Source organism: Collinsella sp. TF08-11AT (genome assembly GCF_003437035.1).
GTDB lineage: Bacteria > Actinomycetota > Coriobacteriia > Coriobacteriales > Coriobacteriaceae > Collinsella.
Map to the genome: position 1 here is coordinate 20,532 of NZ_QSRL01000001.1, position 16,033 is coordinate 36,564.

At 61.3% G+C, this 16,033-nt stretch carries 11 protein-coding genes; 5 read left to right on the forward strand and 6 right to left on the reverse strand.

Annotated features, from left to right (window positions below):
• Positions 1 to 33: 33 nt before the first annotated feature.
• Both DXC79_RS00095 and DXC79_RS00100 read right to left on the reverse strand, forming a co-directional pair.
• The gene (locus DXC79_RS00095) at positions 34 to 489 is read right to left on the reverse strand and encodes a hypothetical protein (RefSeq protein ID WP_117634220.1); all 456 of its coding nucleotides are present in this window, start codon (positions 487 to 489) and stop codon (positions 34 to 36) included.
• 3 nt (positions 490 to 492) lie between these two features.
• Positions 493 to 3,501 (reverse strand): glycoside hydrolase family 2 TIM barrel-domain containing protein, encoded by a 3,009-nt coding sequence (locus DXC79_RS00100; RefSeq protein ID WP_117634222.1) that lies wholly within the window; start codon positions 3,499 to 3,501, stop codon positions 493 to 495.
• A 376-nt stretch (positions 3,502 to 3,877) separates the two neighbouring features.
• Here DXC79_RS00100 and DXC79_RS00105 point away from each other — a divergent pair, with 376 nt between their 5' ends.
• Positions 3,878 to 4,894, forward strand: a complete 1,017-nt coding sequence (locus DXC79_RS00105; RefSeq protein ID WP_117634225.1) for a LacI family DNA-binding transcriptional regulator — start codon at positions 3,878 to 3,880, stop codon at positions 4,892 to 4,894.
• A 305-nt stretch (positions 4,895 to 5,199) separates the two neighbouring features.
• Here the strand turns inward: DXC79_RS00105 and aspS are convergent, their stop codons facing one another.
• On the reverse strand, positions 5,200 to 6,987 hold the full coding sequence (aspS, locus tag DXC79_RS00110) for an aspartate--tRNA ligase (protein WP_117634227.1): 1,788 nt from the start codon (positions 6,985 to 6,987) through the stop codon (positions 5,200 to 5,202).
• 256 nt (positions 6,988 to 7,243) lie between these two features.
• Here aspS and serB point away from each other — a divergent pair, with 256 nt between their 5' ends.
• The 4 genes from serB to DXC79_RS00130 all read left to right on the forward strand — a co-directional run bounded on the left by serB (position 7,244) and on the right by DXC79_RS00130 (position 10,237).
• Positions 7,244 to 7,879, forward strand: a complete 636-nt coding sequence (serB, locus tag DXC79_RS00115) for a phosphoserine phosphatase SerB (RefSeq protein ID WP_117634229.1) — start codon at positions 7,244 to 7,246, stop codon at positions 7,877 to 7,879.
• A 114-nt stretch (positions 7,880 to 7,993) separates the two neighbouring features.
• Positions 7,994 to 8,776 carry a nickel pincer cofactor biosynthesis protein LarB gene (gene larB / locus DXC79_RS00120; protein WP_117634231.1) on the forward strand — a complete coding sequence of 261 codons (783 nt, stop codon included), beginning with the start codon at positions 7,994 to 7,996 and terminating at the stop codon, positions 8,774 to 8,776.
• Between the two features lie 10 nt (positions 8,777 to 8,786).
• On the forward strand, positions 8,787 to 9,695 hold the full coding sequence (locus DXC79_RS00125) for a LarC family nickel insertion protein (RefSeq protein ID WP_117634233.1): 909 nt from the start codon (positions 8,787 to 8,789) through the stop codon (positions 9,693 to 9,695).
• 2 nt (positions 9,696 to 9,697) lie between these two features.
• Positions 9,698 to 10,237, forward strand: coding sequence for a TetR/AcrR family transcriptional regulator (locus DXC79_RS00130; protein WP_117634236.1), 540 nt, complete (start codon positions 9,698 to 9,700; stop codon positions 10,235 to 10,237).
• 269 nt (positions 10,238 to 10,506) lie between these two features.
• Here the strand turns inward: DXC79_RS00130 and larD are convergent, their stop codons facing one another.
• The 3 genes from larD to DXC79_RS00145 form a co-directional block, all read right to left on the reverse strand.
• Positions 10,507 to 11,238 carry a D/L-lactic acid transporter LarD gene (gene larD, locus DXC79_RS00135; protein ID WP_117634238.1) on the reverse strand — a complete coding sequence of 244 codons (732 nt, stop codon included), beginning with the start codon at positions 11,236 to 11,238 and terminating at the stop codon, positions 10,507 to 10,509.
• Between the two features lie 49 nt (positions 11,239 to 11,287).
• A complete protein-coding gene (gene larA / locus DXC79_RS00140) occupies positions 11,288 to 12,565 on the reverse strand; it encodes a nickel-dependent lactate racemase (protein ID WP_117634240.1) in 1,278 nt (425 codons plus the stop codon).
• A gap of 465 nt (positions 12,566 to 13,030) precedes the next feature.
• Positions 13,031 to 15,844, reverse strand: coding sequence for a phosphoenolpyruvate carboxylase (locus DXC79_RS00145; protein ID WP_370445742.1), 2,814 nt, complete (start codon positions 15,842 to 15,844; stop codon positions 13,031 to 13,033).
• Positions 15,845 to 16,033: the final 189 nt, after the last annotated feature.

The window sequence follows — 16,033 nt, forward strand, 5'->3', positions numbered from 1 at the left end:
ACGGCGCTAAGCAAACGCCCAAACGGACGAATACTACTTGTTGGGGAAGGAATAACCTTCAACCGTCACGTGCAGTACCACGACGCGGGAATCCGCGACATCGGCCACGACACGGTAGGCCTCGTCAATTTCGACGACGGCAACGCCGCCGGCGGGAATCGTCACGGTCTCCCCCATACCCTCAAAGCGCTCGCGATCGTCGATATCGCTGTAAGTGCGCGTGCAGGTAAGATCCGCCTTGGAAGCCACCTCGACGGTCAGGTCGCCGTCGAGCGGAGCGAGCACGGCATGGTAGCGACGGTGACCGACCAGATCGGCGGTAGCGGCCTCGCGGGCATAGACCCACCAGTACACCAACGAGTCGCCGATGGAGTAAGCCACGTCGTGCTGCAGGTCGGCAACGCCATCGAGCGCCTGACCGGTGCGCATCCACTTCTTGACGGACTTCATCTGAGCGTCGAAATCGACGCGCGAGTTAAAGACATGCATGACTTATGCCTCCTTAATGGGTGCCAGCGCCTGAGCCAGATCGGCAGACGTCAGCGGTCGCAGGGACACCTCAAAGCTGAAGCTCTCAAAACGGGTGCGGTAGGAATCGAGCACCTCGGAACCCCAAGAGTTCGAACCAAGGCCGAGCAGCTGGTCGTTGATATTGACCGTAACCGTGTCGCCCTTGACAAGGTCGTAGACGTGCTTGGCGTTATCGATGGCCTCGCAGCTATAGGGCCATGCCGAGAACGAGAACGGGTTGGAAGCGGCGTCGCTCGGACGCGTCACGACCAGACCGTCACCGTGGCTAGAGCGCAGGGCGACCCAACGGGTGCCCTCGCGGTTAGCGCAATCCTGAGGCATAACGTAGGGCGTGAACATGTCGTCGACCGTAGTGCGGTAATGACCGACCGGGTTGGCGCGCAGCGAGTCCGGATAGTTCTCGCCCGGGCCGTGGCCATACCACTCGACGGCACGATCGCAACCGGGGACCTCGAAGGAGATGCCGATGCGCGGGATGATATCCGAGTAATCGCCGTAGGGCTCGCCGGAAACCTTGAGGTCGACGCGACCGCTCGGAAGCACGGTGTAGACGAGCTCGACGCGCATGCCGAACGCGCGGACGGGAGGAGCGATACGCTGGCTCACGGTAACGACGACCGCATTGCCATCCTGCTTCCAAGAAACCTTGCGGGTAGACGTCTGCATCACATCGATGAAGTTGTCCTTCCACAGTGAGTCATACTCCTGGGCATGGTTATCGACGAGCGGATGCCAAAAACCAACCTGGGGACCAGAGGCCATGACGTCGCGGCCGGATGCCTTCCACTCGCTCACGGTACCGTTGACTTTGCTGAAGGTCAGCTCGCCGTTGAGGGAGTGGATGCGGATCTCCTGCTCGGTCTCCTCAACCGTAAGCTCAGGACGAGCGGGGGGCACGATGGCCGGCGCCGGATGGTTTGCGATGGCAAACTGGCTTGCGCCCAGCTGGAACATCGGCTCGCACCAGACGTGAGCGGCCATGGTGTAGGCGCGCACGGTCAGCAGGGTCTCGCCCACTGCGGCCTCGCGAATCACCAGCGGCAGCTGGACGGACTCGCCGGGGGCAACCGCGCCGGGCATGAGCGTCTTGCGGCAGACCACGTCGCCGTCCACCAGGGTCTCGGCCGACAGGCAGACATCCTCGAGGGTGGTGAACCAACGCTTGTTGGTGACGGTCAGCTCGCCTGCCTCGGCGTCATAAGCCATGCGGACCGGGCAGATGACCTGGCCGTACTCGGTAAGGCCCGGGCTCGGCTGCTGCCAGGGGAACACCATGCCATCGATGCAGAAGTTGCTGTTGTTGGGGTAGTCGCCGTTGTCGCCGCCATACATGTCGTAGGCAACGCCGTCCTCGGTCACAGCAGCCAAACCGTGGTCGCACCATTCCCAAATGAACTGGCCCTGGATGCAATCCCAACGATCAAAGACCTCCTGGTACTCGGACAGGCCTCCGGGGCCATTGCCCATGGAGTGGCCGTACTCGCAGTTGATGCGCGGCTTGGGGAACGGATGCTCGCCAAAGTCGTTCATCTGCGACACACGGGAGTACATCGTGGAAATGACGTCGACGGTATCGGCGTTGCGGTCCTCCTCGTAATGGACCGGACGATCATCGAGCTCGTGAGCCTTGGCGTACATCGCGCGGATGTTGCAGCCATAGCCGCTCTCGTTGCCCATCGACCACATAATGATGCAGGCGTGGTTGCGCTCCTGCATCACCAGGCGCTCAATGCGGTCGACGTAGGCCGGCTCCCATGCCGGATCGTCGGTGACCAGGGCGATGTTGCCGATATTCTCGAAGCCGTGGCTCTCCATATCGGTCTCGGCGACCAGCATGATGCCATACTCATCACACAGCTCGTAGAAGCGCGGGTCATTGGCATAGTGAGAGGTGCGCACCGCGTTGATGTTGTGCCGCTTCATGAGCTCCAGGTCGCGGCGCATGCGATCGAGGCCCACAGCGCGACCCTTGTGATCGTCGTGATCGTGGCGGTTGACGCCATGCATCTTAAAGTAGGTGCCGTTGAGGTAGATATGATTGCCCTCGACCGTCACCTCGGCAAGGCCCTGGCGATGCGGAACGTACTCGCTGACCTCGTCACCGTCGTAGACCTCAAACGTAAGGTCATAGAGGAAGGGGTCCTCGGGGTTCCAGAAGTGGGCATCGGCAACGCTGCACTCGGCATGGCCGTCGACGCACTCGCCCGTAGCGACCACGTTCTCGCCATCGCTGAGCGTAAACACGACGCGGGTAGCGCCCTCGGCCACCGTATCGAGCGTGATCAGAGCGGCATCGCCCTCGCGGTGCGTGCGGAACCTAAAGTCGACCAGGTGCGCGGCGGGACGCTGCATAAGGTACACATCGCGGAAGATGCCCGAGGCCCACCACATGTCCTGATCCTCGATATAGCTGCCATCGCTGTACTGCAGGACCTTGACCGCAAACAGGTTGTCGCCCTCGACGAGCGCGTCGGTCACGTCGAACTCGGCAGACAGGCGCGAGCCCTTGGTCATGCCGATAAACTGACCGTTGACGTACAGCTCACCATAGCTCTCGATGCCGTCAAAACGAATGATCTCGCGAGCGCCGGCAGGCACGGCGGGAAGGTTGACGATGCGCTGGTAGACGCCCGTGGGGTCGTCGGAGGGAACGAACGGCTGATCCACCGGGAACGGGAAACCCTCGTCGGTGTAGGCAAGGTTGCCATAGCCATCCACCTGCCACAGGTGCGGAACCTCCACGTGATCCCACTCGGGCTCGTACGTAGAGAGCTCCTCGTTGGAAACGGCAGCAGGCCCCTCAAAGAGGCGGAACTGCCACGAGCCGGACAGCTGGACAAACCCGCGCGACAGCTCGCGGCTGTACGTAGCGGCGAGATCGGCGGTCTCGTAACCCATAAAGTACGCATGGGGTGCCAGGCGGTTCCTGTGGGTGAGCGCTTGGTTTTCCCAATCGTTAATGGCGTCCATGGTGATGCTCCTTCGTCATCGTAGTGATTCTTGTGCAACCGGTTGTCCTTATCTTACGGGCGATGCCAAACCCTGTGCAACCGGTTGTCCGCTGAACGGTCGATTCTGCCGGATTAACGGTGCAACCGGTTGTACAACCGCCTCACTTATGTCACCCTGAGTATCGAAACTCAGCGCAAAACATCGTTCTTAAGCTCGTAGGCAACCGCCACGCCCGCTGATATCTCACCCACACGAGACGTATTCGATTGCGGCTTGGTTGCAAAACGACACCTGTCACCGGATATCATGAACGCTGTTCAGGTGCACTATAGTAAGCTGTATCCGCACCAGCCCGTATCAGTGACAACATCGACCGCATTTTCCAGGAGACGCCATGACCCAGCCAGTTCGCACCGCACCTACGCTTGCCGAGGTTGCCGCAGCTGCCGGCGTGTCGCGCTCCACGGCATCGCGCGCCCTCAACGATTCGCCCCGCATTAGCGAGGAAACCAAAAAGCGCGTCCGTGCGGCGGCCAAGAAAGTCAATTTTGTCCCCAACGCTCGCGGCCGAGCGCTCGCTGTCGGGCGCACGGAAATCATCGCCGTGCTCGTGACCGAGCCCCTGAGTGAGCTCTTCAGCGACCCCACCTATAGCGAATTTTTGAGCGGCATTACCGAGGAACTGTCGGAGTCGTCCTATCTGCCCGTTATCTTGCAGGCGTCTTCTACGCATGAGCGCAACCGCGCACGCGAGCACTTTGAGCGCCGCTCGTTCGACGCCGTGATCGACGTCTCCCCTTACAAGGGCAGCGAGCTGCTCGAGGTGCTGCGCGAGCTGGGCGTACCCACCGTGTTGTGCGGCCAGCTCGAGGGCCACCCCTATCGCGATGTGTTCTCGACAGTCTACTCTGACGACGAAGAGGGTGGACGCTTTGCGGCACTCGCTATGAAAGATCGCGGGCGCAAAGATATCGTCGCCGTGTTGGGACCGCAAGACAACCCCGCTGTTGTCGACCGCCTGCGCGGCTACCGCACCGTCCTGGGCGAAGACCTCCCAGGCGCAAACGTTATCTATACCGGCTGGAACAGCGGAGACGGCTATCAGGCCATGCACCAGATCCTCGCGCGCGAGATTGCTTTCGATGGCGTGCTCTGCGGATCGGACCGTATCGCGGCTGGCGTCGTCACCGCACTCAACGAGGCAGGCCTATCCGTTCCGGCAGACGTTTCTGTCGTCGGCTTCGACGATCACGAGATTGCGGCGCGCTGCGTCCCCGCACTCACGACCGTCCGCCAGCCCCTGCGCGAAGAAGGCCACATGGCCGCCAACATTGCGCTCGACATGATCAAGGGCGCCGAGCCCACCACCTCCGTGATGCACATGCAGCTCGTTCAGAGAGACTCGCTGTAGGAAACTGGGCCGGGCTTTTCGCCAGACAGTTGTTGCGGAAAGCCTGCCCCGTTTTGAGCGCTCATTCTGGGGCACAGTTTCCGTTAGACCGCTCAAGCGGAAGCTGTGTCCCATTATTTTGCCGAATTCTGGGTCGCGCTTTCCCAGAGGACCCCCTTTGGGAAAGCGCGACCCGTTCTGGACGCAGATTCCGGGACGCACTTTCCGCGACGCCCGGTCATCCCATGCCCTCACAACCTCGGCGCATAAAAAACGAGGGAAGGAGCGCGTCCTTCCCTCGTTGCAAGCAATATGTAGCCGCTCGCCTACATCAAGCGCAGGCTGACATCCTTGAGCTGGGCGCCAGAAACGGCACTCGGAGCGCCCGACATGAGGTCGGAGCCGCTGGCAGTCTTGGGGAACGCCATGACGTCGCGGATGGAGTCGGAACCGGTGAGCAGCATGCACACGCGGTCCAGACCCAGAGCGAAACCGCCCATCGGGGGCGCACCAAACTTGAGGGCCTCCATGAGGAAGCCAAACTGCGACTCGGCGCGCTCCTCGGTAAAGCCCAGGAGCTTGAGCATGGACATCTGCATCTCGGCGTTGTGAATACGCATACCGCCGCCGCCGGCCTCAAAGCCGTCCATGACAAAGTCGTAGGTGCAGGAACCGGCTGCCAGCGGGTCGGCCTCGATCTTGGCGATGTCGGTCTCGGTCGGCAGGGTAAAGGGCTGGTGCTCGGCAGCATAGGCCTTGCGATCCTCGTCCCAGTGGAACAGCGGGAAGTTGACGACCCACAAGAAGTCGTGACCCTCGCGCTTGATCTCGAGCGCATTAGCCATGTGGGAACGCATGCCGCCCAGGATCTCGTCAGAGAGCAGGCGCGGACCGGCGGCGAACATCACAAGGTCGCCGGGCTCGACGTTCATGCGCTCACGCAGAGCCGCCATCTCCTCGTCCGAGAAGAACTTGACGATGGGGCTGTTGATGGAGCCATCCTCGCGGAAAGCGATCCAGGCCAGGCCCTTGGCGCCAAACGTGGAGGCCACGCCGGCGAGCTTATCGATCTTGGCACGTGCCCAGGCACCGGCGCCCTTGGCGTTGATGGCCTTGACGACGGAGCCCTCCTCGTTCGCGGCGGTCGCAAAGACCTTGAACTTGGAGTTGGCAAAGATGTCGGTCAGGTCGACCAGGTGCATGCCGTAGCGAGTATCGGGCTTGTCGGAGCCATAGGTGTCCATGGCCTCCCAATAGTCCATGCGACGCAGCGGCGTGGGCATCTCGACACCCATGCGGCCGAAGGCGTCGGCCAGGACCTCTTCGAGCGCGCTCATGACATCGTTCTGGTCCACGAAGGACATCTCGATATCGACCTGGGTGAACTCGGGCTGACGGTCGGCACGCAGGTCCTCGTCGCGGAAGCACTTGGCAACCTGGTAGTAGCGCTCGACGCCACCGACCATGAGCAGCTGCTTCAGAAGCTGCGGGGACTGCGGCAGGGCGTAGAAGTTGCCCGGCTGGATACGGCTGGGGACGATGAAGTCGCGGGCGCCCTCGGGCGTGGACTTGAACAGGGAGGGCGTCTCGACCTCCATGAACTCACGGTTGTGCAGCGCCTCGCGAATGGCAAAGGTAAAGTCGGAGCGCAGCTTGAGGTTGGCCATCATCTCGGGACGACGGAGGTCCAGATAGCGATAGCGCAGGCGGGTGTCCTCGCTGGTCTCGATGCCGTCCTCGATCTGGAACGGCGGGGTGACGGAAGTGTTGAGCACCTCGGCATGATCGGTCAGGACCTCGATCTCGCCGGTCGCGAGCTTGGTGTTGGTGGTCTCCTCGCCACGGGCGCGCACGACGCCGTGAATCTTGATGGGCCACTCGGGACGCATGGTCTCGGCGATCTTAAAGGCATCGCCGTCGGAATGCTCGGGGTCGAAGGTGAGCTGCGTGATGCCCTCGCGATCGCGAAGGTCGCAGAAGATAAGGCCGCCGTGGTCGCGGCGACGGCTCACCCAACCGGTGAGGGTGACTTCTTCGCCCACGTTCTCGAAGCGAAGCTCGCCGCAGGTACGGGTGTGCATGGAATGCTCGTCAATGGGACGGGTCTGGCTCATACCAGTGATCCTCCTTTATGGATCTGTGCCGCCCCGTGTCGTTCCGGGCGGCGTCGTACAGATTTGCCCGGCCTGCGTAAACCGCGCAGCCAGACATGGCGTTCTATCTTATCGCACCTGTGTCGATGTGCCGCGGAAAAGTAGCTCCTGCCCAAAGACTTGACGGAGACGAAACAATTGGCGCACCGCAGTCGTCGCCGAGGCACGCCGCGTGCGACAATGTGCCCCAATACAACCGCGCTCGGAAAGGCCCAACATGACTGCACGCCTCATCGTTATGGATATCGACTCCACCCTCATCAATCAGGAGGTTATCGATCTTTTGGGCGAAGAGGCAGGCGCGGGCGAGCAGGTAGCACAAATTACCGAGCGTGCGATGCGCGGCGAACTCGATTTTAAGCAGGCACTCGAGGAGCGCGTGGGGCTGCTTGCCGGCTTGGACGAGAGCGTGTTCGAGCGCACCTTTGAGCGCGTGACGTTTACTCCCGGCGCGCTGGAGCTTGTGCGCTCGGCGCGCAGCAAGGGCTGGAAGGTCGGCGTGGTGAGCGGCGGCTTCCACGAGGTCGCCGATAAGATCGTAGCCGCCGCGGGCATCGACTTTTGCCTGGCCAATCGTCTGGAGGTCGTGGACGGCAAGCTCACGGGTAAGCTGGCGGCAGACATCGTGACCAAGGAATCCAAGCTTATCCAGCTGCTGGACTGGGCAGTTGAGTGCGGTGTCGATATGGCCCATACCGTCGCGATCGGCGACGGCGCCAACGACATCCCCATGATCCAGGCCGCAGGCACGGGCATCGCGTTTTGCGCCAAGCCCAAGACGCGCGAGGCCGCCCCGTTTACCATCGACGAGCGCAACCTGATGCTCGCCATGGACATCATCCTGCGCGACTAGTCGATCCGTCCAACAATTGGATCAGTCTGTCCTATAGTTTCCGAACAATTTTGTCTTAGTGTTCGGAAATATACCCTTTGAGTGCTAGACTTTGCGCCGTCGAAGGGAACATATATGGATAAGCGAGATCTTGGGCAATTGCTGAGCGATGTTGCCGGCGGAGCAGTCACCCCTGCCGACGCCCTCACGCGCATACAGACGGCTCCGACCGCCGATTTGGGCTTTGCGCAGCTCGATCTTTCGCGCGGGGTGCGCCAGGGGGCCGGCGAGGTTGTCTACGGGGCCGGTAAAACCGCCGATCAGATTGCCGCCATTATCGAAGCACTGCGCGATGCCGGCCAGGAGCGCATCCTGGTCACGCGCCTGGATGCCGAAAAAGCCGCGCGCACCGCTGAACTTCTTGGCAACGGCATCGACCTGGGATATGTCCCGGACGCACAGCTCGCCCTCGTGGGCGGCAAGCCCTCCCCTACCGGCAACGGACGCATCGTCGTCGCCTGCGCTGGTACGAGCGACCTGCCCGTCGCCGAGGAAGCCGCATTGACGGCCGAGTTCTATGGCAACGAGGTCGACCGCCTCTACGACGTGGGTGTCGCCGGCCTGCACCGTCTGCTCGCGCATGCCGAGGAACTTGCCCAGGCACAGGTGGTCATCGCCATTGCCGGCATGGAGGGCGCACTGGCGAGCGTTGTCGGCGGCCTGGTAAGCTGTCCGGTCATAGCCGTTCCCACCAGCGTGGGTTACGGCGCGAGCTTTGGTGGCGTAGCCGCGCTGCTCGCCATGCTCAACTCCTGCGCCAGCGGCGTTTCGGTCGTCAACATCGACAACGGCTTTGGCGCCGCCTACCAGGCAAGCCTTATCAATCATCTGAGTACCGGCGCGTCCCGCGCCCGCTAAGGAGCATTTCATGTCCAACCATCAGTACACGCTTATCATCGACGGCACCTCGGGCATCAGCGGCGATATGACCGTCGCGGCCCTGCTCGACCTGGGCGCCAGCGAGGAGCACCTGCGCGAACAGCTCGCCACGCTGCCGGTCGACGGCTTTTCGATCGCCGTGACGCGCGTAAACAAGCATGGCATCGACGCCTGCGATTTCGACGTCCAGCTTGCAGAGGAGCTCGAGAATCACGATCACGATATGGCCTGGCTCTACGGCAACGAAGCAGCTGCCGAGCACACGCACGAGCATGAGCACCACCATCATGATCATGGCGAGCACGAACACGAGCACTGCCACGAGCATGACCACGACCACGACCACGAGGGCCACCATCACGCCCACCACCATCACCACCGTTCTTTGGCGGACGTCACCGCCATCATCGATGGCTCGCAGCTAAGCGATGGCGCCAAGCGTCGCGCGCTCGCCATTTTTACCGCGCTCGCCGCCGCCGAGGCCAAGGCCCACGGCAAAACGCCCGAGACCGTCATGTTCCACGAGGTGGGCGCCGTCGACTCCATCATCGACGTCTGCTCTGTTGCCATCTGCCTCGATGACCTGGGTATTGAGGACATCGTGGTCGAGTCGCTCTCCGAGGGTCACGGTACCATCCGCTGTGCCCACGGTCTCATGCCCATTCCCGTCCCCGCTGTCGTCAACCTGTGCCAGGCGGGCAATATCGTCCTCACGCCCGCACCAGTCGCCGGCGAGCTTGTGACGCCCACGGGCGCCGCCATCGTCGCCGCACTGCGCACGTCCGAGCACCTGCCGGCCCGCTACCGCATCGAGGCCGTCGGCTACGGCGCCGGTAAGCGCCCCTACGAGGGCTGCTCCGGCACGCTCCGCTGTCTGCTCGTTCACGCGGACGCATAGCCATGGATGCCCGCAAGGCAAAAAGCCGCGCCGCCATCATCGCGGCGTTCTCCGAACTGCTGCGCGAAGAGGACTACGGCAAGATCACCGTCGGCGACATCATCGCTCACGCCCATGTGGGTCGAGCCACGTTCTACGGTCTCTTCAAGAGCAAGGATGACCTACTGTCCGAACTCGTGAGCGACATCTGCACCCACGCCCTCGACGACGATGGCACACCGCTCGACGACCCACTCGTTCAGGTCGAGCATATCCTCAACAATCTCTGGGAGCGCCGCCAGGGCGTTCGAGCCCTCGTAGCCGGCGCCGGCTCACGCGTCTTCGCCGACTGCTTACGCAAGACCATCATGTCACGAGCAGCCGAAACCGTCCCCAACGGCCCCCAAGGGCCCGCCGGCACCATGGACCGCAGCTTCCTCCTCCACCACATAGCCTCAAGCTTCGTAGGAATGGTCCAATGGTGGGCCTGGCACAACTTCCAAGCCCCAAAAGAGGACGTAGCCAAAGACTACCTCTCAGCCATAAAGCCCCTCTTCGGCTAAGTTAGCCTCTCATTCCAAAGTCTCGCCCCCATCTCAGGGCACCAAAAAGCAAAGCGCCCCTCACATCCAAATTCAGATATATATGTTGGGTTGCTTGTTCGAACACAGCCAGAATGCCCAGGGCTCGGCAAGGGTTTACTTTCCAACGCATTCCGCAGGACGCAAAAAGGCTCGCCGCACAAAGTGCGCAGCGAGCCTTTTTGCATGTCCGAGGACGCGTTGGAAAGTAAACCCTTGCCGAGCCCGAACCTTATAGAGCCGTCCTTCGACTAGAACATGCCCAAGAAGCCATGCACAAACAGCGCGGCCACAATAGCACCGACAAACGGAGCGATGCCAGGAACGAGCAGGCCGTACTTCCAGTTGTTGTCAGCCTTGTTCTTGATCGGCAGCACCTGATAGGCCATGCGAGGACCAAGGTCACGCGCCTGGTTCATGGCGAAGCCGGTGATGCCGCCCATGCCCATGCCAACGGCCCAAACGATCAGGCCGACGCAGATTGCGAGCATCAGAACGTTCTCGCCGGCGCGGCTAGCGGCAGCAAGGATGGCGCTGATGAACACAAAAGTGCAGATAGCCTCGCAGAAGAAGTTACGGGCATAGTTCGTACCCTCGGTGGTGGGGTTGGTCGAGAAAATGTTGCGCTGGGCAATGGGGTCGACGACGCCCTCGGAAGCCTTGAACTCATCGGCATACATAAACCAGGCGATTACGGCACCCACAAAGCCGCCGAGCATATCGGCAATCATGAAGGGGATGCAGCTGCCCCACGGCACCAAGCCGACGATGCACTGGGCAAGCACCATGGCGGGGTTCATGCACACGGCGCCGCCAAAGACAAACAGGCAGACCGAGATGCCAAAAGACCAGGTGGTGATGGCAAACATATGGCCGGAGCCCTGATACTTAGTGCCCTTGAGCACGGTATCGCAGTGCACGCCCACGCCAAAGATGATCATGAGGGCAGTTGCGCCGAATTCGCAGAGGAGTTTGGTAAGCATAAAACCTTATCTTTCTTGTCAGTTAAAAACGATTCGTTTAGGCCGCGTGCTAGTGCTGCGCGACGACAACGCCCAGGCCATCGGGAATAACGGCAACCTTGGCATCGGCACCCTTCATCTCAAAGGCGAGCTTGAGCGCCTCCTCGATAGTGTTGACCGGCGTCATGTGCATATCCTTGAGCATCTGGTGATCGCACAGGTCGGTGACCATGATCACGGGGTGATGCGCCAGGATGCGGGCAAAGATCTGGCTCGTCCACTGATCGGGCAGGGTCTCGTCCTTGGGACGATCGATGCAGGCGCGCTCAAACTCCGCCGGATCGTTGTCGGCGATGTTGTGATAGAAGCCCTCGCCACCGTGACCGTCGGCACAACCGGCGACATCGATGATCACGCCGCCCTCGGGAAGTGTGGCCTCGGCAGCGCACATGCCCTTCACGGCCTGATAGATGTTCTGGTCGAGAGGGTAGCCACCATTGGTGGTGATGGCGATCTCGCATTCGACGGGCTCAACGCCGGCAAGGCTCTTCACGAACTCGCAGCCGGCCTCGTGCGCCTTGTGGATATCGCCGGCAAAGGAGCCAATGACCTCGTGCTTGCCGTTGAGCACCACGTTGAGCACAAAGGCAAGGTGAGCCATCTCGGCAGCGGCAAACATGTCCTCGCTCACGTGGTTGTGGCACAGGTTGCCGGCACGCGAATGAGAATCGTTCACAAACTGACCGTTGTGGTTGTACATGATGGTCTTATAGCTGGCGATGCCGGGCAAGACGGACTTACGGCTGCCAGAGAAACCGGCAAAGAAGTGCGGCTCAATGAAGCCCTCGGCAAGCAGCAGGTCGCAATCGGCAGCGATCTTGTTGATGATGCACTCGCCACCAGAAGGCAGGGTGCCGATCTTTTTCATCATGCTGTCGTCGGTCGCGACATGCATAACGATTTCCTCGTTGGCAACGATGTCCTCGCCATACTTATTGACGAGCTCCTCGTGCGTCGACGGACGGTGCATACCCGTAGCAACCAAAATACGCACACGGGCCTCAGGCGCAGCGGCATGAATGTGATGCAGCAGAATAGGCATCGTCACACGCGAAGGAACGGGACGCGTATGGTCAGAGCTGATAATTACGATATCCTTTTTGCCAGCACAAAGCTCCTCGAGCGAAGGCGAGCCATAAGGGTTGGCAAGCGACTCCTCTACCAGCTCTTCCTGCGATTTCGTAGTCTTAAACTCGTTTTGATGACCTTCCATCACACCCGCGAAGTTCTTGTCCTCGAGCTCCAGATGCAACGTCTTGTGGTCAAACGGTAGTTCACATTCAAACATTGACGAGCGCCCTCTTCCTTTCAACTGACACACTAGTCAAACCGTTGGAAGGATACGCCGCTCACCGAAAAACACCACCGTCCACCGACTCATTAACACAACGTTCATATTTGACCCACAACAAAACGGCCACGATCCCAAACGGAGCCGCGGCCGCTACAGTCGTAAGGCGAGAAGCGCCACATGCATCTCAATCCCAATCGATAAGACGCGAAGCGCGGAGCGCCAAACGCGCCGCCGGGACAAACCCCATCCAAAACGCGCGAAGCGCGCCATTCTTCTCCTCAGCTTTAATTCCAGAAGACCGAGGACGAAGGGACCCGATGGGTTTCCCTCTGAATGCATTCCGCAGCACGAAGCCCCCTTATCCGCAGCTCCGAAGGAGCAGGATAAGGGGGCTTCAAGTGCGAGGACGCATTCAGAGGGAAACCCATCGGGTCCCGGTGAGAGCCACAGGGCTGTCGATTACCCCGTGTTTTGCAATCCTGCCGAGACGCCGGTCACAGTCGAAAGAATCAGGCTCATGTACTCGGCCTTCTTCTCCTCGGCCATCTCGTCCTGGTTCATACGCACCTCGCGAAGGGCGCGGACCTGGGCAATGGACAGAGCGTCGACATAGGGGTTACGCACGCGGACGGCGCAGCCGAGCACGCGGCGGCGCTGCAGCGGCCACTCGTCACCGACGATGGCAAGGACCCACTTACGTGTGAGCTGCATCTCGGTGAAGACCTTCTCGGACAGATCCTGGCGATCGCCCAGGTGCAGATACATCTTGGCGATGCGCTGGTCGGTCTTGGCGATCGACATCTCGATGTTGTCGATAAAGGTGCGGAAGAACGGCCACTCCTGGTAGGCAGCCTTAAGCTGGTCGAGGTCGCCCAACTGCTCGCAGGCGGTGCCCAGGCCGTACCAAGCGGCCAGGTTGATGCGTGCCTGGCTCCAGCTGAAGATCCACGGAATGGTACGCAGGTCGTCGAGCGACTTGGCGCCCAGGCCGCGCTTGGCGGGACGCGAGCCGATCGGCAGCAGACCGACCTCGGTCAACGGCGTCACGGTCGAGAACCACGGGGTAAAGTCCTCGGTGTTCAGCAGGTCCAGATAGCGCTCGTGGCTTGCGGTGTTGAGCTTCTCGGCCATATCCCAGAACTTCTGCGTGGTCTCGGTGTTGGTCTTCTCGACACTCGGGGCCGACTGCAAAAGCGTTGCGGCTGCAACGGACTCAACATGACGCTGAGCCAGCGTGCGGTTGCCGTAACGGGCAAAGATGACCTCACCCTGCTCGGTGAGCTTAAAGAAGCAGTTGACCGAACCCTTGGGCTGCGCCAGCACGGCCTTGTTGGCCGGGCCGCCACCACGGCCCACGGCGCCGCCGCGACCGTGCATGAGCACCAGGTCGATATCGTTCTTCTCGGCCCACTTGGCAATGCGCTCCTGCGCGGAGTGCAGCGCGAGCATGGCCGTGGTAGGACCGGCATCCTTGGAGGAGTCGGAATAGCCCAGCATGACCTCCATGCGGCGGTTGGTCTGGGCAAGGCGCTTTTGCACCACGGGCAGCGTAAGCATCTGGTCGAGCACGTCGACGCAGCCCTCGAGGTCCTCGAGCTGCTCGAACAGCGGGATCACGTCGAGCTCGGGGACATCCTCCTCGTGTGCAAAGGACAGGTGGGCAAGCTCAAAGACATCGGCCACATGCTGGGCACTCTTGGTGAACGAGATGATGTAGCGGTGCGCCATCTTCTTGCCGTAGCGCTTTTGGATGGAGCCGATAGCGCGGAAGGTATCGATGACCTCGCGCGTCATGGGCTGCAGGTCGCCATGGATACCGTTCTCGTGGATATCCTTGAGGGCGCGGGCATGCACCACGGAGTGCTGACGGAACTCCATCTCGACCATATGGAAGCCGAAGGACTCAACCTGCCAGATGATGGTCTGGACCGGGCCGTAGGCGGCACGGACGGCACCGCAGGCGGCCAGCGAGCGCTGGACGACGCGCAGGTCCTCCAGGAACTCATCGGCGCTGTGATACATGGTATCTGTGATGCGGCGTACGGTGGCGTTCAGACGGTCGGCCATGACGAGCATGACGGCGCGATGCGGCTCGTGCTCGGAGATCAGCTCGGCGCGGGCCGTGTACTGGGTGCTCATCTCGACCTGATGGTTCCACAGGTTGATGAGCTCGGCAGACGGCTTGCTGTAGGTGGCCTCAAGCGTGAGGTTGCGGCCGATGCGGCGGCATTTGTCCTCGAGCTTGAGCACCATGTGGGTGAAGTATTTGGCGGCGACCTCGCGGCTCACCTTGGCGGTGACGTTGGGGTTACCGTCGCGGTCGGAACCGATCCAGCTGCCGGGATGGAAGAACGCCGGGCACAGCGGCGGCACGGTACCGGCCTTGTCGCCCAGCACCCAGTCGTCAAAGCGACGATAGATGACGGGGATGACGTCGAACAGCGTGTTATCGAAGATGTCGATGATGGTATCGGCTTCCTCGACCGGCGTGGGCTTCTTGAGCGCGATGGGGCTCGTACGCACCAGGGCGTCGATCTCCTGCAGCATATGGCGCTCGTTCTCCACCAGGTCGGAGCCGCCCAGACGCGGACGCTCCTCCAGCAGGTTGGAGATACGGCGAATCTTGCCCTCGACGGCCTTGCGACGGGCCTCGGTGGGATGTGCGGTAAAGACAGGGTGGAACTCGAGCTTGCCGAGCAGCTCGTTGGCGCCCTCGACACCCATCTCGTTTACCAACTGGTGATAGGCGACGGTGAGCTCGTTGGCGGGATCGACCTCGGTATCGGTCGATGCGCCGGCCTCGCGCTCGCGCAGCTGCGCCACACGGTAGTTCTCCTCCGACAGGTTTGCCAGGTGGAAGAAGCTCGTAAAGGCGCGAACGATGACCTGCTGCTTATCGAGCGGCAGACTGTCGATCAGATCGACGACCTCACGGAATGCCACGGCGGTGGGCTCGTCGGCGGTGGGCACGCCCTGCTCGTCGACGGCCTCGTCGGCAGCGCGGGTACCGGGGTTGCCGGCATTGGCCACAATCTCGGCCGACAGAATCTTGTCGAACAGGTCCGCGATCTCAGGATCATACTCGCTAAGCACACGACGCTCCAGGCGCAGGAACAGCGCCAGATTGTCGCGCAGCTCCTCGGGGATCTCGATCTCGGCGAGACGCTCCCTGGACTCGGCATTCGAGCCGATTCGGTTAACGAGGCGGTTGACCACGGCAGCGACGCGCGCCGCGGCTTCGGGTACAGACTGGTTGCTTAGGTTCTCAGCCACGTTTCCTCCCATTCCTCCTTCTATGCACGTAACATGCGGTATCCATTATAGGCACTCGGCAAAAACTTTCGGAGCTGATTGCGCTTTACCACACAAAAGTATTTTCTGCATTGCAAGGGTTTTTGCCCCAAATGGTCGTATTTCTCGGTGGACGGCATATGCAAACGGGGGCATTCCGCATAAATGCGA

Excerpts from the sequence above, each read along its gene's own strand:
- DXC79_RS00105 (WP_117634225.1), top strand. The coding sequence starts at position 3,878 with ATGACCCAGCCAGTTCGCACCGCACCTACGCTTGCCGAGGTTGCCGCA.
- larD (WP_117634238.1), bottom strand. The coding sequence starts at position 11,238 with ATGCTTACCAAACTCCTCTGCGAATTCGGCGCAACTGCCCTCATGATC.
- larA (WP_117634240.1), bottom strand. The coding sequence starts at position 12,565 with ATGTTTGAATGTGAACTACCGTTTGACCACAAGACGTTGCATCTGGAG.
- larB (WP_117634231.1), top strand. The coding sequence starts at position 7,994 with ATGGATAAGCGAGATCTTGGGCAATTGCTGAGCGATGTTGCCGGCGGA.
- DXC79_RS00125 (WP_117634233.1), top strand. The coding sequence starts at position 8,787 with ATGTCCAACCATCAGTACACGCTTATCATCGACGGCACCTCGGGCATC.
- DXC79_RS00100 (WP_117634222.1), bottom strand. The coding sequence starts at position 3,501 with ATGGACGCCATTAACGATTGGGAAAACCAAGCGCTCACCCACAGGAAC.
- DXC79_RS00130 (WP_117634236.1), top strand. The coding sequence starts at position 9,698 with ATGGATGCCCGCAAGGCAAAAAGCCGCGCCGCCATCATCGCGGCGTTC.
- DXC79_RS00095 (WP_117634220.1), bottom strand. The coding sequence starts at position 489 with ATGCATGTCTTTAACTCGCGCGTCGATTTCGACGCTCAGATGAAGTCC.
- serB (WP_117634229.1), top strand. The coding sequence starts at position 7,244 with ATGACTGCACGCCTCATCGTTATGGATATCGACTCCACCCTCATCAAT.
- aspS (WP_117634227.1), bottom strand. The coding sequence starts at position 6,987 with ATGAGCCAGACCCGTCCCATTGACGAGCATTCCATGCACACCCGTACC.